Genomic DNA, 17,813 nt, shown 5'->3' with positions numbered 1-17,813 from the left:
CCTCACTCCCTACTTTTTGTAAGGGTTCTATAAGCTAATTTGCCGGCAATGCGGCTGAAGACGGCCTTCAAATTTGCGTATGCTCAACGTCTTTGCCAATAAACCTCTGGGAATCCCTAAGACCATGAAATCAAAAGCAGTGCTTGAACTCGCCGACGTCAAACTCATCGCCGCCGCCGCCGAGGCCGAAGCTCTCAAGAACAACTGGGCCGTGACCATCGCCATCGTCGACGACGGCGGCCATTTGCTGCACCTGCAGCGCCTGGACGGCGCGCCGCCCATTTCCTCCCACATTGCACCGTCAAAGGCCAACACAGCCGCCATGGGCCGCCGCGAAAGCAAGGTCTACGAAGACGTCATCAACGGCGGCCGCACGTCCTTCCTGTCGGCGCCTTACATCCACGGCATGCTCGAAGGCGGCGTGCCCATCGTCAAAGACGGCCAATGCATAGGCGCCGTGGGCGTGAGCGGCGTGAAGTCCAGTGAAGACGCGCAAGTTGCGCGCGCGGGGATTGCCGCCATCGGCCTGTAAATCGCGCCCCGCAAATGAAAAAGCCGACCTGAGGGTCGGCTTTTTTGTGGCTGAGGATGAGACGTATGCAGTGCGAGAAAAAAAGCCTGGCTAAACAACTCCGGGGAGTCTGTGGCTGGCTAAAAACGACCTTGGGAGCTTGATAGCCCCGGATCGCCCCACGATGAAACTCTCAATGAAAACTGTGCCGAAAGAAGGCCTGGCGCGGCCTTATTTGGTCAGGATCAGCTTGCCCAGGCGTGTGGCCTGCAGGCGGTAGGTTGAGCCGTTGTGATTGATCTCTACAGCCTTCTGGCCGCGCAGGATCTCCGTGCTGTTGACACAGCCGGCAGAGCCGCCTGACGCGTGGCCGCCCGAAGCGGTCTCTGTGTGCACTGGGGCGCGGGCAGGAAGGCTCAAAGTATGGGAGGTGGCGGAAGGCATGGCGATGGACATGATGATTAAACCTGTTTGGGTTTCGTTAGGTTAATGATAACCATTCTCATTTAAAAGTCAAGCGAATTTGGGCTGCGATCTGTTTTTTTACGTCAAATAAAAAAGCCTGCCGGCGTTGTGCGGGTAGGCCCTGATCAGCGCTTTAGTTCTTGGGCTCGGTGATAAAGCCGATTTTGCGCAGGCCGGCCTGCTGGGCTGCCGCCATGGCCTGTGCCACGCGTTCGTAGCGCACCGATTTGTCGCCGCGGATGTGCAGGTCGGGCTGCGGGTTTTGCGCCGCCGACGCCTTGAGCTGTGTGACCAGCGCCTCGTCGGAAATCTTCGCTTCGTTGAGGAAGTAGCTGCCTTCAGCATCCACGCTCAGGCGAATCGTTTCCGGTTTGATGTTCTGCGCTTCGTTGGAGGCGCGCGGCAGGTCGATATTGACGGAGTGCTTCATCACGGGGACTGTGATGATGAAGATGATGAGCAGCACCAGCATGATGTCCACCATGGGCGTCATGTTGATCTCGTTCATCACCTCGTCGCTGTCGTCTTGGGTTCCAAAGGCCATGGTGCTTCTCGGTCACTGATTGAGGCTCCGGCCGCTTGCAGGCTGGCGGAGCAGGGTGGATGGACTGGCGTTCAGGCCTTCTTCATGGGTACGACGTTGGCCTGGCCGCCGGCGCTCACGCGGGCGCCGGTCACGAAGTAGGCGTGCAGGTCATGCGCGAAACGGCTGAGCTTTTGCAGCACGCCTTTGTTGCCGCGCACCAGTGCGTTGTAGCCCAGCACGGCCGGGATGGCCACTGCCAGGCCCAGCGCCGTCATGATCAGCGACTCGCCGATCGGGCCGGCCACCTTGTCGATGGTCGCCTGGCCGGCTGCACCGATGGACAGCAGCGCATGGTAGATGCCCCACACGGTGCCGAAGAGGCCGACGAAGGGGGCGGTGGAGCCGACCGAAGCCAGGATGGCCAGGCCGGACTGCAGCTTGCCGGTGAATTCGTCAATGGTGTTGCGCAGCGTGCGCGTGACCCAGTCGCTCACGTCCAGGGCGTCATGCAGGTGCGCCTTGGTGTTGCGGTGGTGCAGAGTGGCTTCACGGCCTTCCAGGGCCAGCTGGCGGAACGGGTTGGTAGGGTCTGCGCCCAGCTTGGTCAGGCCCGCGGCAAAGTCTTCGCTGTGCCAGAAGTCTTCGGATGCACGGGCGATCTTCTTGTACTTGATGAGGTCAAGCGTCTTGATGATGATGACCATCCAGGAGGCCAGGGACATCACCAGCAACAGGATTGCCACTGATTTGGTGACGATATCGCCCTGCGTCCAGACGTTGGCAAGGCCGAATTGGGAATTCATGACTTCAATACTCCACGGTTGTCAGAAAAAAACAAACTCAAAATTTATTCAAGAACGAAATTGATGGGCACGTTGAACCACATGGCCTCAGGCACGCCGCCGCGTTTGCCGGGCACATAGCGCCAGCGCATCACGGTCGTGACGGCCGCCTGGTCGAGCCGGTCAAAGCCGCTGGACTGGCGGACTTCGGATTTCTGCGGCTGACCGTCAACGCCAATCAGCACGCGCACGATCACTTTGCCCTGCTCGCCCAGGCGTTTGCTGATGGGCGGGTAGGGCGGCTTGGGGTTTTGCAGGTAGTCGGCGTCGCTGGACGGCAACTGGACGGCCGGCGGAGCCGGCGGAGCCACAGGCGCAACGGCGACGGGCGCCGGCGGCAGTGGCGGCGTGACCACGCCGGTCGGTGCGTTGGGTGACGGGGTTGGGTCCGCAATGGCCAGGGGCTGAGGCGCCGGTTGCACAGGCGCCTTGGCAACGGGCTTTTTCTGTACAGGCGGCGTGGGCGGCGTCGGGGGCACGGGCTCCACCTTGGGGGCGGGCGGGTCGACGAACTGCGTGAGGATTTCAGCGGGAACGATGATTTCGGCCGCGCGCATCAAGAGGCCGCTTTGCAGCGCCCAGATAAAGCCGACGTGCAGACCCACCACCGCCAGGGCGATCACGGCGTTGCGGCTCAAAGGCTGGCGCGGCGCGGGAGGGCGCGGGGCGCTGGAAAAGGCGGTAGCGGTCATCGGGCTAAGTGGGAATGGGTGGTTGAATCGCCGCGCACGGGCCGCAGGCCGAATCAGGAATCAAGTTGTTGGATCAGGATCAGCGGCGAAAGATCCACCATGTGCAGCCTACTACCAGAAGCAGGCTGGCGGGAAGCGCTGCAATCAGAGTTGAGGAGAGTGTTGCGAGTTGTTCCATGGGCTGCCTTCCAGAGTGTGGGTGGCGAGCTTGATGTTGGCGGTCGGGCAGCTGGCGCTGCACTGCGCCACCACGTCGCGGGCGCAGCCTTCGCACTGGCCGCACTGGGTAGCCACGCCGAGTTCGAACTGGATCTCGTCAAAGCCCAAACCTGCGCGAGCATGGCGGGCAATTTCGCGGTCAGAGATTCGGCGGCAGACGCAAACGATCATGGATTGGCTTGGCTGGGTGATTGATTCAATCGGTGCCTGCATTATAAATGCGAATCTGTCGCATTTGCAATGCGTATGAGGGTTTATTTCCCTGTTGCTGCCTAATCCCGGCCGTCTTTTGCCCGCTCCATCGAAGAGTCTGAGTAGCGAAATTGGCTGTGATCCATACAGAACGTGCGTAAGCAGCTATAAATTCCGTAGCGCCTTCCTGGTGGACGACCCGCCCGAAAATGCCGGCTTTGTCTGGTTTTGTGTGTCAAAGACCCTTCTCGCGGCTTGCCGCAGCCGGGGCTCCGTCCAGACGCGAGACGGTACTCAGGGCCTTAAACCTCAGCCCACATTCGCAGCAGGTTGTGATAGCAGCCCGTCAGCCGCACCACTTCCGGGCTTTCGCCCGTGCCTTGGGGGCCGCGTTCGAGTTCTTTTTGGCGCAGCGAGGTGATCGCCATGTCCATTTCATACAGAAGCCGGCGCTGCGCGTCGGAGCGCACCATGCTTTCGATCCAGAAAAAACAGGCCAGGCGCTCACCCCGGGTGACGGGTTCCACGCGGTGCACCGAGGTACCGGGGTACATGACGAGGTCGCCCGCCTCGAACTTGATGCGTTGCTCGCCGTAGGTGTCCTGCACCACCAGCTCGCCGCCGTCATAACTGGCGGGCTCACTCAGGAACAGGGTGCACGAGATGTCGGTGCGCACATGGCGCGCGGTGGCGGCGTGGGTGCGCACTGCGTTGTCGATGTGGTTGCCGAAGTTGTTGGCGTCTCCGCCGTAGCGGTTAAAGAGCGGCGGATACACCGACTTGGGCAGCGCCCCGGTCACGAACATCGGGTTGCGCGCCAGCGCGACCGACACGATGTGGCGTGCCTGCTGGGCGGCGGGCAGCTCTTCGGGCAACTGCAGGTTGTTCTTGACGGCGCCGCTCTGGCTGCCGGCGGTGATGCGGCCGTCGGCCCAGTCGGCGCCCAGGACGAGCTTGCGGACCTGAGCGAGTTCGTCTGGCTGAAGGGCTTGATGAATGCGAAGCAGCATGGAGGAATCTCCGGGATGAAAAAAGGCACCCGGAGTATCCCCCAGGTGCCTGAAACCTTGAAAACTCTCTTAGTCTGAAATCAGAACTTGCTCGTGAGCGTCACGCGTACGCTGCGTGCGTCGCCAGGCGCCACAAAGCCGCGGTACAGCGTGTTGTAGTACACCTTGTCGAACAGGTTGTCGATGTTCAGCTTGATCGCGTTGTCGGCGTTGATGCGGTATTCCACCAGCGCATCGGCCTTCACATAGCCAGGCGCGCGGTTGGTGGAGGCGACGCTGTTGGCCGGCTTGTTGGTGCTGACGGCGGTGAAGCCGCCGCCTATGCGCCATTTGTCGCCGATGCGGTAGGTGGTGAACAAGGTGGCCTGGCGGCTGGGGCTCAGGCCGGGGTTTTCACCAACTTCTGCAAGGCCGGCGGCATTGGAGCCGGATTTGTCAATCTTGGCTTTCAGGAAGCCGATGCCTGCAAAGACATCCCACTGCGGTGTGATACGGCCGGCGACCTCGAACTCCAGCGCGTCGGTATGACGCTTGCCCGACAGCAGGAAGGAGTTGGTGTTGGTGTCGATGTCGGTGTTGCGTTCGTTGTACTTCTCGGTGCGAGCCAGGGCCACGCGCAGCGACAGGTCGCCGCCGTAGAGTTCCCACTTGGTGCCGATTTCCATGTTGCGGCTGCTCTCAGGCGCCGTGTTGGCCGAGTTCGGGTCGAACTGGTAGAGGTCTCCCGAGGTGTTGAACGACGTGCCGTAGGCGGCGTAGTAGCTGACCTCATCGGTCGGCTGGTACATCACGCCCAGCCGCTTGCTCAGCAGGCTGTCGGACCTGGAAAGCCTTCCGTTATTGGGCGGCACGCCAGTGGGACGGTCGTAGTCGGCCTTGAAGTTGTCCACGCGCAGGCCGGCGACGAGCTTCCAGTAAGGCGTGAGATCAATCGTGTCCTGCATGTACAGGCCCAGTGTGGTGGCCTTGAAGGATGTTTCCAGCCGCTGCGTGTAGTTGCCGCCGATGCCGGTGCTGATCGGGTTGCCCACCGTGGTGCCCGGTTTCGCGCCGGTCAGGAGCGGGTAGCTGAGGCGGTCGGAGTTTTCGACCGCGTATTCGGCGCCGATCAGCAGGCTGTTCTTGTGGCCGAACCACTGCGTGGTGGTGAGGTAGTCGGTCTGCAGGAAGGTATGGTGCTCGTTGCCTGCCTTGGCATTGCCCGCGCTGGTATTGCCGCGGCTGACCGCCGTATTGGCGTTCAGGTTGGCCAGCGTGGTGCCTGCGGCGAAGCTGGCCTGCGTGGCACGCAGCGTGCGCGAGTAGTAGCCGTCGCGCACCGTGGTCTTCAGGCTGCTGCCGTCGGCCCAGCGGTGCGTGTGGCTCAGGGTGACAGCATCGGCCTTGTCGTTCTGGAAGTCGGTTTGCAGGCCGTACCAGTACTTGTTGGTCAAAGGCGCAGGGCGGCTGTTGAACCAGGCAAAGCCCCAGTCGGGCTTGTCGTTGTAATGTAGGTGGTAGTAGCTGATCTCGAATTCGTTCGCGGTGCCGATACCGAAGCGGTAGTCCAGCGCCAGGCCGCGGCGGTGGGTGGAGGCGCTGGCGTTGTCGCCGCGGCCGTCGCCGTCGGTGGCCATGGCGTTGATGCGGAAGGCCGCGTCGTCGCCCAGCTTGAAGTTGAAGTCGCCCTGGTAGCGCTGGTAGCCCTTGGTGCCGACGGTGGCGTTCACTTCGTGCTCGGTGATCAGGCGGGGCTGTTTGCTGACCTGGTTGATGATGCCGCCGGTGGAACCCCGGCCAAACAGCATGGAGGCGGCGCCGCGCAGCACTTCCACGCGCTCGACGTTGAATAGGTCGCGGTTGTACTGGGCGATGTCGCGCATGCCGTCCGAATACATGTCACCTGCGGCGCTGAAACCGCGCAGGCGGATGTTGTCGCCGACCCGGCCGCCTTCGCCGGCTTCAAACGTGATGCCGACGACGTTTTCGAGTGCGCTCTTGAAGCTGTCTTTGCCCTGATCGTGTATCAGTTTTTCATTCACAACCGTCAGCGATTGCGGGATGTCTTTGGCCGGCACGGGCATTTTGCCCACGCTGGTGATACCGCTTTGGTAGGTTTGGTTTTCGCGGTCGCGGGCGCCTGTCACCGTGACTGTCGACAGGGTCTTGCCCTCGGTTTGCGCGGTGGCGGCAGGAGTGCCTGCCGTGGGCGCTGGCGTGACGCTTTGCGCCCAGCCGGACACCGAGACCGCCAGCATCAGCGCGCCCAAAGGCAGCAATGCCTTGTCGGATGAGGCCGCAGGCGTGGCTGCGGGGTTGGCAAGAGGAGAGAAAGAAGCAGCGCCGGACAGGCGTGATTTTTTATTGCGCGCCGTGCGTGCGGCGCGAGCGGAAGGGTGTGCCAAGGTGGCCTCCAAGCAAGGCCCTGACCTGAGTGCAGGCGGGCCGGGGTTTACAAATTTTGCTTGGCTGGCTCGAAATCCCTGCGGGGAAACGAGTTGGCTGGCATGTAGTTTTTCGAAAAGAAGTTTAGCTCAAATGATAATGATTCGTAATATCTTGTTTCGAAATGATGCGGAAACGGCTTTAAAAACAAGGCGTTTGTGGCAAAAAAGCAAAACGGAAGTGTTGGGTCTCTGGCTGGGCCGAGTGGTCAGGAGGGCCCCAGGAGAAGTCAAAGGCTCAAAGCCTTAAGACCCGCTGAAACGACAACGGGGCCCGCAGGCCCCGTGTTGTGTGTGCAGTGTGTCGATGACGACGGCTGCGCGCGGTAGTTTCGATCAGCTCTTGGCCTGGCGCCTCAGCTGAACTCTCCGACCTGGCTTTGCAGGTAGTTCTGGATGCCGACCTTGCCGACCAGGTCGATCTGGGTTTCCAGGAAGTCGATGTGCTCTTCGGTGTCGTCCAGGATTTCCTGCAGCAGGTCACGAGAGACATAGTCACGCACGCTTTCGCAGTGGGCGATACCGTCCTTGATGGTTGCCTGCGCGCCGGTTTCGGATTTCAGGTCGCAGTTCAGTGCTTCCAGCACGTCTTCGCCGATCATCAGCTTGCCCAGGTCCTGCAGATTGGGCAGGCCGTCGAGCATGAAGATGCGATCCATGAGCTTGTCCGCGTGCTTCATCTCGCCGATGGACTCTTCGTATTCCTTCTTGGCCAGCTTGTCCAGGCCCCAGTGCTTGTACATGCGGTAGTGCAGGAAGTACTGGTTGATGGCCGTCAGTTCGTTTTTGAGCTGCGCCTGCAGGTGCACGATGACTTGTGCGTCGCCTTTCATGGAGACTCCTTGTGGTTGTTATGCGGATGCAGCATTGTCGCTGTGCGGGCATCCCGATTCAACCCAATTTGCCTATATCCCTGCTATGGCGGTCTGTCTGCGTGTGATTGTGATAACCGTTCGCATTGCAAACGGCCTCACATCCACGCGCGGGGTTTACGCCGGGCTCAGCGCTCGGCAAACGCCCGCTCGACCACGAAGTGGCCGGCGTGCTGCATATTGCCTTCGTCAAAGCCTTGTGCTTCCAGCATGGCTTTGATGTCGCGCAGCATGTCGGGGCTGCCGCACAGCATGATGCGGTCGTTCTCGGTGGACATCTTCGGCAGGCCCAGGTCGGTGTAGATCTTGCCCGACTGCATGAGTTCGGTGATGCGGCCTTCATTGCGAAAGCGCTCGCGCGTCACGGTGGGGTAGTACATCAGGCGGCCGCGCACCAGCTCGCCCAGAAATTCGTGCTCGTGCAGCTCGTGCTCGATCAGCCCGCGGTAGGCCAGCTCCGCGCTGGTGCGGCAGCCGTGCACCAGCACGACGCGCTCAAAGCGCTCATAGGTGTCGGGGTCCTTGATCAAGGAGAGAAAGGGCGCCAGGCCGGTGCCGGTAGCCAGCAGCCACAGGGTTTTGCCGGGCAGCAGGTTTTGCAGCAGCAAGGTACCGGTGGGTTTGCGGCCGACCAGGATGTCGTCGCCGGGCTTCAGGTGTTGCAGGCGCGAGGTCAGCGGGCCGTCGGCGACCTTGATGCTGAAGAACTCGAGCTGGTCCTCGTGGTTGGCGCTGGCTACGCTGTAGGCGCGCATCAGCGGTTTGCCGTCCACGGGCAGGCCGATCATGGTGAACTGGCCGTTGACAAAACGAAAGCCCGAGTCGCGTGTGGCGGTGAAGCTAAAGAGCGTGTCGGTCCAGTGGTGGACGGAAATAATGCGTTCGGTGTTGAAGGCGCTCATGAGAAGAAGAGGATGAAAAGAAAGAAGGACGGACGAGAAATGGTTCTGCGTATGCCGGAGCAATTGGCTCGCCGCGCATCCCTTCAGATCGTGCGTGAGCAAGCCTCGATTTTATAGCGCCGGCGGGCCGGCTGTGGGTGACGGCTATAGCCGCCATGCGGGCATCAAGGTCGCCGCCGTATCGCTTTCTTGTGGTTACTCAAGAATTTTGCTATGAAATTGATAGCTACAGGATGAGTATTAATAAGGTCTGTAGGCTAGTTTTCTCAGGACTCAAAGTATTCCTGTGTGGCCTTAGATTGGATTGATATATGCCGAATGACGTTGCATCCCTTCGACATGCGCTTGCGGCCACGCAAGTGCACCAGGGCCGCAAGCTAGGATTTGCTGCGAAACCGCTGCCTGCCTGGCACCCAGGCAAACCAGGCCATCACGGCCACGGGCAGACCCAGCGCCACCCAGGCCCACCAGTCTCCCCAGCCGTCAGACACCAGCGCGGTGAGCAGGCCTGTGGCGCTGAGCACGCCCAGCACGATGGGCCAGCGCCACAGGTGCCAGAAGGCCGAACTTTTGGCGGAGTCGGTTTTGACGCTCATGCGGCACCGCCCGTCGTTTCGTGGCGCGCGGCATGCGGCTCAGGGGCGATCTCCGTTGGCTCCGGTTTGTCTGGTTTTTCCGTTTTTTCGGATTGGGCAGCTTTCGCCGCCTTGGCCGGGTTGCGCCGCCCCAGCCACAAATAAAGGCCGCTGCCCAGCACGATGATGGTCGCGATGTCCAGCAGCGCCCAGATGATCTGCATCGGCATGCCGCCGTAGTCGCCGAAATGCAGCGGCTGTGACACCAGCAGCGCCGTCAGGTACCAGGGCAGCGGCGGGCTGGCGGTCAGCACATTGGTGCCGGCGTCCACCAGCACCGGCTTGAGCAGGCGCGAGTTGAAGGGCTCATTGCCGCGCAGGAAGACGGTGTAATGGTGCGGGCTGGAAAACGAGGTGCCCGGGAAGGCGATGAAGGCCAGCTTCATCTCAGGCGCCAGCCCGGTCGCCAGTGAGGTCGCCTGCTGCACCGAAGCCAGTTGCGCGGGCGGCTTTTGCCCCTGGTAGGGCGCCAGCAACGCGCTGAGCTGGTCGTACTGCCAGTACTTGATCAGCAGGTCGGCCCAGGTGTTGATCATGCCGGTCGCGCCCACGGTAAAGGCCCACACCAGCGTCACGATGCCCAGCAGGTTGTGCAGATCCAGCCATTTGGCGCGCGGGCGGGTTTGCCGCACCTCGCCGAAGTCGAGCTTGCGCATAAACGGCGCATACAGCACCACGCCCGAGACAATCGCCACCAGCAGCAAGAGGCCCATCAAGCCCAGAAAGAGCTTGCCCGCCAGCCCCGCGAACAGGTCGACGTGCAGCTTGAACATCACGTACATAAAACCTTCGTCGAACTTGGGCTGGGCCAGCACGGCGGCTGTACGCGCGTCAACGGCAACGGTCTTGTTGTTCTCTTCCGACGTCGGCGTGTCGCCCAGCGTGACGTACCAGAAGCGGTTGTCATCCAGCTCCTGGGTGAGGAACATCGGCACCTTGCCCGGGTGCAGGCCTTGCGCCACCTGCATGACCTGGTCCAGGCTGGCGTGCGGCGTGTCTTTCGGCAGATCGGGTGCTTCGACTTCCGTGCCCAGCAGGTGGCCGATCTCGTGGTGAAAGATCAGCGGCAGGCCGGTCAGGCACAGCAGCAGCATGAAAACTGTGCAGACCAGGCTGCTCCATTTGTGCACCCAGGTCCAGGTTTTGATGCGGCGGCTGCTCATGGTCGCCTTGGCGGTTTTTGTGGTCATCGTGGTGTTCCTTTTGCTTTGGGTGTGGCCTAGAAGCGGTAGGTGGCGCTGGCCACCACCGAGCGCCGTGCGCCGTACCAGCAGTCGCCGCGGCCCAGGCAGGTGCTGAAATAGGTTTTGTCGGTCGCGTTGTTGATGTTCAGGGCGTAGCGCCACTGCGGGGTGTCGTAGGCGAACATCAAATCGAGCAGCGCGGCCGCCGGAATTTCCGGGCCGCTGCCGCCCTGCAGGTCCCTGAAGGAGCCCATCCAGCGCACGCCCGCACCGGCTGAAAAGCCGTTGACGCCGGCGATGGAAAAGCGGTATTTGGCCCAGGCGCTGGCCTGATGTTTGGGCAGACCTTCAAGCTGCTTGTCCAGGTCGGTGTAGTTGTAGTGCGCCACCAGGTCCAGGTGGGGCGTGATGGGGCCTTTGACCTCCAGCTCTACCCCCTTGGTGCGTGTGGCGCCGACCTGGGTGTAGACGTCGGGTAGCGGCGAGGCGATCTGATTCTTCTCGCGCAGGTCGTACACAGCCGCGCTGTAGGCCAGCGCCTGGCCGGCCGGTTCGTACTTCAGGCCCAGCTCCCATTGCTCGCCGCGCAGCGGCGAAAAGAGCTGCCCCTTGATGGCGGCCTGCGGCGTGAAGGACTCGCTGTAGCTCACATAGGGCGACCAACCCGATGGGTGGGCATACATCAGGCCCAGGCGTTTGGTGGTGGCCGAGCTTTCTTCGTCGGAGCGGCCCTCGGCGCCCGACACGGACTTGTCATGGCGCAGGCCCGCCATCACGATCCAGTTGTCCAGCTTCATCTGGTCTTGCAGGTAAAAGCCGGTCTGGCGCTGCGTGGTGCGCGGCAGGGCGGCGCGGTCGGGCAGCACCAGGTTGCCGTAGACGGGCGCGTAGGCGTCGATCTCGCTGTAGGTGGAGCCCGACCAGACGTTCTCGCGGTGGCGCGCGAAGTCCGCGCCCACCAGTAGCGTGTGCTTGAGCGCGCCGGTGGTGAAGTGGCCCTCGGCGTGGTTGTCCAGCGCGGTGATGCGGTTGCGTGTGAGCGAGCTGTCGTTGATGCGGCCCAGCAGCCGTTTGCCCACCGGGTCGGCGCTCCAGCTGCCCGGGCTGCTGAAGAAGTCGCCGTAGTGGTAGCGGTTGTCGTTCACGTTGCTGGAGGTGCGAAAGTTCTGGCGCACCGTCCAGGTGTCGTTGAACTTGTGCTCAAACAGCCAGCCGATGGACTTGCGCTCCGAGTCGTAATAGTCGCCCGGCTCGCCGATAAAGCGGTTGGTGGGCAGGCGGCCATTGGGGTTGGGCAGCAGCGTGCCTTCCCAGGGAAAGAACTGCGAGGTCGAGCCGCTCTTGTCTTTTTGCCACAGCGCCTGCAGTGTGAGCGAAGTGGCCGCATTGGGCCGCCAGGTGAGCGAAGGCGCGATCAGGCTGCGGTCGTCGGGCACGTAGTCGACCTGGGTGTCCGAATTGCGCTTGAGTGCGATCAGCCGGTACAGCCACTCGCCGTCTTGCGTGAGCGGCCCGGTCAGGTCAAGCTGGAACTGCTTGCGGCCGTAGCTGCCGTACTGCACGCCGACCTCGCGCTGGGCTTCGGCCTGCGGCCTTTTGCTGACCATATTGACCACGCCGGCCGCCGTGCCCGCGCCGAACAGCATGCCCGAGGGGCCGCGCAGCACCTCCAGGCGCTCCAGCGTGTAGGGGTCGGCGCGTGTGCGGCTGGTGTAGTAGCCGTAGGCCTCGCGCAGGCCATCCAGGTAGTTGTCGGGGCTGGCGCCGCGCACGCGCACCGAGTCGGTCCGCGAGTCCAGCCCGTAGGCGTCGGAGCGCACACCGGCGGCGTAGCCCAGCGCATCCTGCAGGTTGGTCGCGCCCTGGTCGGTGATCTGCTGGCTGGTGATCACGGTGACGGCCTGCGGCGTTTCAGACAGCGGCGTGTCGGTCTTGGTGGCGGTGGCCGCGCGTTTGGCGCGGTAGCCCACGACCGGGCCGGTGGCGGTTTCCTGCACGGCGCTTTCCTTGACGGTGACGGCGGGCAGGCTGCTCTCCGCACCGGCTGCCGAAGGCGCAGGAGGGGTCTGGGCATACGCACTTTGAAGCGCGGCTGCCAGTGAGAGGGCGGTGAACGGGGCGAGGCGCCGTGCGGCGCGCGGCAAGTTCGAGGTGAGCAAAGTCAAAACTCCCGGGGAGGACCGCCAGGACACTGGCGTGCGCACTGCGGCCCGGGCGCCACGGCAGGTGGCGGAAATCAAGGGGCCGGTGGGCGGGTTGTTGGCTTGCTACGCCTGGCAACGCGAGGGGGCTGCTGGGCTGTCGGCTTGCGAAAGAAGGTGCCGCGAACTATACATGAATGAGAGTAATTCTCATCTTAAGAACCCTTCGGTGCGTCCGGTTTTAGAGAGCGTATTCCCTCGCGGGCGTAAAAAAAGCCGCCCGGTTGGGGCGGCTTTTTGAGCTCCGGTGCTTCATGTCACGCGGGAATAGGACTGCGGATCAGGTAATCAAACGCGCTGAGCGCCGCCTTCGCGCCTTCACCGGCGGCGATGATGATCTGCTTGAAGGGCACGGTCGTCACGTCGCCAGCTGCAAATACGCCCGGCACCGAGGTCTGGCCTTTGGCGTCGACGATGATTTCGCCGTGCTTGGACAAATCCACCACGCCCTTGAGCCAATCGGTGTTGGGCACCAGGCCGATCTGGATGAACACGCCTTCGAGCTCCACGGTTTTCAGCTCGCCGCCGGCGCGGTCTTTGTAGACCAGGCCGTTGACCTTCTGGTCGCCCGTGATTTCGGTCGTTTGCGCGTTGGTGATCACCGTCACGTTCTGCAGGCTGTTGAGCTTGCGTTGCAGCACGGCATCGGCACGCAGCGCCGTGTCGAACTCGATCAGCGTCACGTGGCCGACGATGCCGGCCAGGTCGATTGCCGCTTCAACGCCCGAGTTGCCGCCGCCTATCACCGCCACGCGCTTGCCCTTGAAGAGCGGGCCGTCGCAGTGCGGGCAGTAGGCCACACCCTTGTTCTTGAACTCGTGTTCGCCGGGCACATTGATATTGCGCCAGCGCGCGCCGGTCGAGATCACGATGGACTTGCTCTTGAGCGAGGCGCCGCTTTCAAGCTGCACTTCAATCAGGTTTTTGTCCGGCCCGCTGTTGGGCACCAAAGCCTTGGCGCGCTGCAGGTTCATGATGTCCACGTCGTAGTTACGCACATGCTCTTCCAGCGCGTGGGCAAATTTGGGGCCTTCGGTTTCCTTGATGGAGATGAAGTTCTCAATGCCCAGGGTGTCCAGCACCTGGCCACCGAAACGCTCGGAGGCGACACCGGTGCGGATGCCCTTGCGCGCGGCATATACGGCCGCTGCCGCGCCGGCGGGGCCGCCGCCAACGATCAGCACGTCAAAGGCTTCCTTTTTGTCGATGATCTTGGCTTCACGTTCGACGCCGCTGGTGTCGATCTTCGCGAGGATTTCTTCCAGGCTCATGCGGCCGTTGCCGAACATGGTGCCGTTGAGGAAAACCGTGGGCACGCCCATGATCTCGCGCTCCTTCACTTCGTCCTGGAAGGTGCCACCCTCGATCATCGTGGTCTTGATGCGCGGGTTCTGCACCGCCATCAGGTTCAGCGCCTGAACCACGTCCGGGCAGTTGTGGCAGGTCAGCGAGACATAGACCTCGAAATCAAAATCACCGTCAAGCGCACGTATCTGCTCCAGCACAGGTTGCTCGACTTTGGGCGGGTAACCGCCGATCTGCAGCAGCGCAAGGATCAGCGAGGTGAATTCATGGCCCATGGGCAGGCCGGCAAAACGCGGGCCGTGGTTTTCACCGGGGCGGTTGATGGAGAAAGAAGGTTTGCGGTGCGGGTCGTCGCGGCTTTCGGTCAATTTGACCAGCGGCGAAGATTCGGCCACATCTTTCAGCAGCGACAGTACTTCGCCCGAAGCTTCGCTGCCGTCGAGCGAAGCGACGATCTCGATCGGCTGGGTTGCGCGTTCAAGGTAGCTTTTCAATTGGGCTTTGGTTGCATCGTCGAGCATGGCGGACTCACTTTTCTAGAGCTAAATCGTGTCAAAAAGGAATAAAAGGGAACAAAAAAGCCCGGGGCACACCGAGGTGTGCATCGCCCGGGCCTGGATCGCGGGGGCTTAGATCTTGCCGACGAGGTCGATCGACGGAGCAATGGTCTTGGCGCCTTCGTTCCACTTGGCTGGGCAGACCTGGCCGGGGTGGGCGGCGGTGTACTGGGCAGCCTTCAGCTTGCGCAGGGTTTCCTTGACGTCGCGTGCGATCTCGTTGGAGTGCACTTCAGCCGTCTTGATAACGCCTTCAGGGTTGATCACGAAGGTGCCGCGCAGTGCCAGGCCTTCTTCGGGGATAAACACGTCAAAGGCTTTGGTCAGCGTGTGGGTGGGGTCGCCCACCAGCGGGAACTTGGCCTTGCCGACTGCGGGGGAGGTTTCGTGCCACACCTTGTGCGAGAAATGGGTGTCGGTGGTCACGATGTAGACCTCAGCTCCAGCCTTCTGGAATTCGGCGTAGTTGTCGGCAGCATCTTCGACTTCCGTGGGGCAGTTGAAAGTGAATGCAGCCGGCATGAAGATCAGGACCGACCATTTGCCCTTGAGCGATTCATCGGAAACGTCGATGAACTTGCCATTGAGGAAGGCTTGGGTTTTAAAGGGCTGGACTTGGGTATTGATCAGGGACATCTAGTTGGATTCCTATAGTTGATAAAAAAGGCTAAAACTTGCCGGCGAGTCGATAGTATAACTCTTTAAAAATACTATCTTCGATAGATATTGACTATTTATCGAATAGGCGCAAGCAGCTGTAACGCGCCCGATCCGGCCTCTCATCCTCTTCGTTCGCCATGACCGGAACGTGACTGGCCGCGGGTACCTTTCAGGGGAGGGAGACGCACCAGGGGCGCTTATTCCCCATCTTTTCCTGATCTATTTTGCATCCAAATGTTGCGAATGAGAACAATTCGCATATACTTCGATCTTTCCAGAGCCAGCCACAAGCCACGGAAGCCGCGAGGCCCCACGTTGCAGCAGCAAGCCCTCCAAATCCTTCACTTTTTTGGGCTTGCACGTGATCTCTACCAATTCCTCCCCCCGCTTCGCCCTGCGCGAAATCTCCCTTGTTGCCGCACTGGTCTGCAGCACTGGCTTTGCTGCACACGCACAAACCGCACCCGCTGTCACGGCCCCGGTGCAAGTCGCCTTGCTGAAAGAAGTTGTCGTCAGCGGTTCGCGCAACGAGCAGTCGGTTGAAGACATTCCGCAAACCATCGATGTGATCAACGCCACCGATATCGAGCAGGGGCAGATCCGTGACATCCGCGATGCGGCCAAAAACATCCCCAACGTTTCGGTGCGCCGCGCGCCCGCGCGTTTCGGCCTGGCGCAGGGCGACACCGGCCGCGAAGGCAATGCCGGCTTCAACATCCGCGGCCTGGAAGGCAATCGCGTGCTGATGATGGTGGACGGCATCCGCATTCCGCGCAGCTACGCCTTCACCCCCAACTCCTTTGGCCGCGACAGCGTCTCCATCGACCTCATCAAGCGCATTGAAATCGTCAAGGGCCCGGCCTCGGCGCTGTATGGCTCCGACGGCATTGCCGGTCTGGTCAACTTCATCACCAACGAGCCGGACGACTACCTCAAGGATGGCAAGACGCTGGGCGGCCGCGGCTCCATCGGCTACAGCGGCGACAACAGCGAAACCGCCGTCAGCGGCACGGTGGCCGGCCGCGTCAACGAGGCGCTGGCCTGGCAGCTGAGCGTGGCCACCAGCAGCGGCAAGGAACTGAAAAACAAGGGCCAAAACGGCGGCACCGGCTTTACCCGGACAGAGCCCAACCCGCAAACCGACAAGACCAACTCATTGCTGGCCAAAGTCGTGTTGAACCCGACGAGCTCGCAAAAACACGTCATCACCTTCGAGCACGTCGACAAAAAGAGCGACTACAACCTGCTGACCGCACGTTCGGCCACCGTGCTGGACTCCTACTCGAGCGGCAAGATGGACCGCGACCGTTTGACCTGGGATGCCAAATACAAGGTCGACACCCTGCTGACGGACAACATCCAGACCGTGCTCAGTTACCAGGACGCGAAATCCAACGACTTCACCTATGAGCGGCGCACCGCCTTGCCGCAGGTGCGCACGCGCGACACCACCTACAGCGAGCGCACACTGCAAGCCAGCGTGCAGGCCGACAAGACCATCCGCATGGGCGGCAACTCGGCGCAGAAGATCACTTACGGCCTGGACTACACCAGCGCGGACATCGAAAACCTGCAGACCGGCCTGGTGCCGCCCGCCGGCGAAACCTTCCCGCTCAAACGCTTCCCTGATACCAAGGAAACCTCCACAGCGCTCTACGTGCAAGACGAATTCATCATGGGCGACTGGAGCGTGACGCCGGGCGTGCGCGCCGACAGCTTCAAGATCGACGCGGCCCAGGCCGGCTTCCCGGTGCCTGCCGTATCGCTGTCCGGCTCGGCCGTGTCGCCCAAGGTCGGTGTCATCTACCGCGCCACGCCGCAATGGAGTTTCTTCGGCAACTACGCCAGCGGCTTTCGCGCACCCAATGCCGGCCAGGTCAACGGTTTCTTCCAGAACATCGCAGGCGGCTACCGCACCGTGCCCAACCCCAACCTGAAGCCTGAAAAGAGCCGCAACGTCGAGTTCGGCGTTCGTGCGCGGCTGGACCAGCTGACCTTCGACACGGCCGTGTTCTATGGCCGCTTCAAAGACCTGATCCAGGACGGCGCCATCGTGAGCGGCGCCTTCGGCAACCCGGGCAACCCTGCGGTGATCCAGTCGATCAACATCGACAACGCGACCATCAGCGGTTTTGAGATCAAGGGTGACATGAAGTGGGGCAAGTTTGCGGACGGCCAGCTCAGCACGCCGTTCTCTTACGGCTACACCCGCGGCACCGTGAAGAACACCGGCAAGCCGCTGGACACGATCGATCCGGCCAAGCTCAGCGTCGGCGTGAAGTATGAGACCGCCTCGTGGGACGTGCGACTGGATGCGAGCCACCACTCCGCCAAGAAGTTCGACGACATCAGCGCGCAGACCGTTGCCGCCGCGCCGCCTTCGGTGCCTGTGGCTTCCCCGCAATTCGCCGTGCCGTCCGCGACCACGCTGGATTTGACCGGCCAGTGGCGCATCAGCAAGACCCTGCGCGTGAACGCCGGCCTGATCAACCTGACAAACAAGAAGTACTGGAACTGGTCGGATGTCCGCGGTGTGGCGGCCAACTCCTCCTTCCGCGATGCCTACAGCCAGCCGGGCCGTTACTTCAACGTTTCGCTGGTCGCCGATTTCTGATCA

General features: G+C 61.9%; 16 protein-coding genes. 2 read left to right on the top strand and 14 right to left on the bottom strand.

Going from position 1 to position 17,813, the window contains the following annotated elements; translation table 11 throughout:
* Positions 1-124: 124 nt before the first annotated feature.
* Complete coding sequence (locus tag BM408_RS02205; RefSeq protein WP_092127287.1) at positions 125-532, top strand: GlcG/HbpS family heme-binding protein; 408 nt, start codon at positions 125-127, stop codon at positions 530-532.
* A 210-nt stretch (positions 533-742) separates the two neighbouring features.
* Here BM408_RS02205 and BM408_RS02200 read toward each other — a convergent pair whose 3' ends face one another.
* From BM408_RS02200 to ahpC, 14 genes are all read right to left on the bottom strand, one after another.
* Entirely contained in the window at positions 743-955 is a 213-nt protein-coding gene (locus BM408_RS02200; RefSeq protein WP_092127285.1) for a hemin uptake protein HemP, read from the bottom strand.
* A 154-nt stretch (positions 956-1,109) separates the two neighbouring features.
* Positions 1,110-1,520, bottom strand: a complete 411-nt coding sequence (locus tag BM408_RS02195) for an ExbD/TolR family protein (RefSeq protein ID WP_092126439.1) — start codon at positions 1,518-1,520, stop codon at positions 1,110-1,112.
* 71 nt (positions 1,521-1,591) lie between these two features.
* Positions 1,592-2,305 (bottom strand): MotA/TolQ/ExbB proton channel family protein, encoded by a 714-nt coding sequence (locus tag BM408_RS02190; RefSeq protein WP_092126437.1) that lies wholly within the window; start codon positions 2,303-2,305, stop codon positions 1,592-1,594.
* Between the two features lie 44 nt (positions 2,306-2,349).
* The gene (locus BM408_RS02185) at positions 2,350-3,036 is read right to left on the bottom strand and encodes an energy transducer TonB (RefSeq protein ID WP_092126435.1); all 687 of its coding nucleotides are present in this window, start codon (positions 3,034-3,036) and stop codon (positions 2,350-2,352) included.
* Between the two features lie 144 nt (positions 3,037-3,180).
* The gene (locus BM408_RS02180) at positions 3,181-3,426 is read right to left on the bottom strand and encodes a (2Fe-2S)-binding protein (RefSeq protein WP_092126433.1); all 246 of its coding nucleotides are present in this window, start codon (positions 3,424-3,426) and stop codon (positions 3,181-3,183) included.
* Positions 3,427-3,749: 323 nt separating this feature from the next.
* Entirely contained in the window at positions 3,750-4,457 is a 708-nt protein-coding gene (locus BM408_RS02175) for a Fe2+-dependent dioxygenase (RefSeq protein ID WP_092126431.1), read from the bottom strand.
* An 80-nt stretch (positions 4,458-4,537) separates the two neighbouring features.
* Positions 4,538-6,841, bottom strand: a complete 2,304-nt coding sequence (locus BM408_RS02170; protein ID WP_139237287.1) for a TonB-dependent receptor — start codon at positions 6,839-6,841, stop codon at positions 4,538-4,540.
* Positions 6,842-7,236: 395 nt separating this feature from the next.
* Positions 7,237-7,713: a bacterioferritin gene (gene bfr / locus BM408_RS02165; protein WP_092126427.1), complete on the bottom strand. Its 477-nt coding sequence runs from the start codon at positions 7,711-7,713 to the stop codon at positions 7,237-7,239.
* A gap of 167 nt (positions 7,714-7,880) precedes the next feature.
* The gene (locus BM408_RS02160) at positions 7,881-8,654 is read right to left on the bottom strand and encodes a ferredoxin--NADP reductase (RefSeq protein WP_092126425.1); all 774 of its coding nucleotides are present in this window, start codon (positions 8,652-8,654) and stop codon (positions 7,881-7,883) included.
* Between the two features lie 377 nt (positions 8,655-9,031).
* Positions 9,032-9,250, bottom strand: a complete 219-nt coding sequence (locus BM408_RS02155) for a hypothetical protein (protein WP_092126423.1) — start codon at positions 9,248-9,250, stop codon at positions 9,032-9,034.
* Positions 9,247-10,452 (bottom strand): PepSY-associated TM helix domain-containing protein, encoded by a 1,206-nt coding sequence (locus BM408_RS02150; protein WP_092127282.1) that lies wholly within the window; start codon positions 10,450-10,452, stop codon positions 9,247-9,249. The genes BM408_RS02155 and BM408_RS02150 overlap by 4 nt, the downstream gene beginning before the upstream one ends.
* Before the next feature lie 56 nt (positions 10,453-10,508).
* Positions 10,509-12,632 carry a TonB-dependent siderophore receptor gene (locus BM408_RS02145; RefSeq protein WP_175541653.1) on the bottom strand — a complete coding sequence of 708 codons (2,124 nt, stop codon included), beginning with the start codon at positions 12,630-12,632 and terminating at the stop codon, positions 10,509-10,511.
* 299 nt (positions 12,633-12,931) lie between these two features.
* Positions 12,932-14,500, bottom strand: coding sequence for an alkyl hydroperoxide reductase subunit F (gene ahpF / locus BM408_RS02140; RefSeq protein ID WP_092126421.1), 1,569 nt, complete (start codon positions 14,498-14,500; stop codon positions 12,932-12,934).
* A gap of 108 nt (positions 14,501-14,608) precedes the next feature.
* A complete protein-coding gene (ahpC, locus tag BM408_RS02135) occupies positions 14,609-15,172 on the bottom strand; it encodes an alkyl hydroperoxide reductase subunit C (protein ID WP_007874200.1) in 564 nt (187 codons plus the stop codon).
* 385 nt (positions 15,173-15,557) lie between these two features.
* Here ahpC and BM408_RS02130 point away from each other — a divergent pair, with 385 nt between their 5' ends.
* Complete coding sequence (locus BM408_RS02130; RefSeq protein WP_092127276.1) at positions 15,558-17,810, top strand: TonB-dependent hemoglobin/transferrin/lactoferrin family receptor; 2,253 nt, start codon at positions 15,558-15,560, stop codon at positions 17,808-17,810.
* The last annotated feature ends 3 nt before the right edge of the window (positions 17,811-17,813 follow it).

The sequence above is a fragment of the Polaromonas sp. YR568 genome (genome assembly GCF_900116715.1).
Taxonomy (GTDB): Bacteria; Pseudomonadota; Gammaproteobacteria; order Burkholderiales; family Burkholderiaceae_C; genus Polaromonas.
This window is presented reverse-complemented; position numbering and strand designations above follow the sequence as displayed.

Coding starts and splice junctions, on each gene's coding strand:
- BM408_RS02205 (WP_092127287.1), top strand. CDS start 125: ATGAAATCAAAAGCAGTGCTTGAACTCGCCGACGTCAAACTCATCGCC.
- BM408_RS02200 (WP_092127285.1), bottom strand. CDS start 955: ATGCCTTCCGCCACCTCCCATACTTTGAGCCTTCCTGCCCGCGCCCCA.
- BM408_RS02195 (WP_092126439.1), bottom strand. CDS start 1,520: ATGGCCTTTGGAACCCAAGACGACAGCGACGAGGTGATGAACGAGATC.
- BM408_RS02190 (WP_092126437.1), bottom strand. CDS start 2,305: ATGAATTCCCAATTCGGCCTTGCCAACGTCTGGACGCAGGGCGATATC.
- BM408_RS02185 (WP_092126435.1), bottom strand. CDS start 3,036: ATGACCGCTACCGCCTTTTCCAGCGCCCCGCGCCCTCCCGCGCCGCGC.
- BM408_RS02180 (WP_092126433.1), bottom strand. CDS start 3,426: ATGATCGTTTGCGTCTGCCGCCGAATCTCTGACCGCGAAATTGCCCGC.
- BM408_RS02175 (WP_092126431.1), bottom strand. CDS start 4,457: ATGCTGCTTCGCATTCATCAAGCCCTTCAGCCAGACGAACTCGCTCAG.
- bfr (WP_092126427.1), bottom strand. CDS start 7,713: ATGAAAGGCGACGCACAAGTCATCGTGCACCTGCAGGCGCAGCTCAAA.
- BM408_RS02160 (WP_092126425.1), bottom strand. CDS start 8,654: ATGAGCGCCTTCAACACCGAACGCATTATTTCCGTCCACCACTGGACC.
- BM408_RS02155 (WP_092126423.1), bottom strand. CDS start 9,250: ATGAGCGTCAAAACCGACTCCGCCAAAAGTTCGGCCTTCTGGCACCTG.
- BM408_RS02150 (WP_092127282.1), bottom strand. CDS start 10,452: ATGAGCAGCCGCCGCATCAAAACCTGGACCTGGGTGCACAAATGGAGC.
- ahpF (WP_092126421.1), bottom strand. CDS start 14,500: ATGCTCGACGATGCAACCAAAGCCCAATTGAAAAGCTACCTTGAACGC.
- ahpC (WP_007874200.1), bottom strand. CDS start 15,172: ATGTCCCTGATCAATACCCAAGTCCAGCCCTTTAAAACCCAAGCCTTC.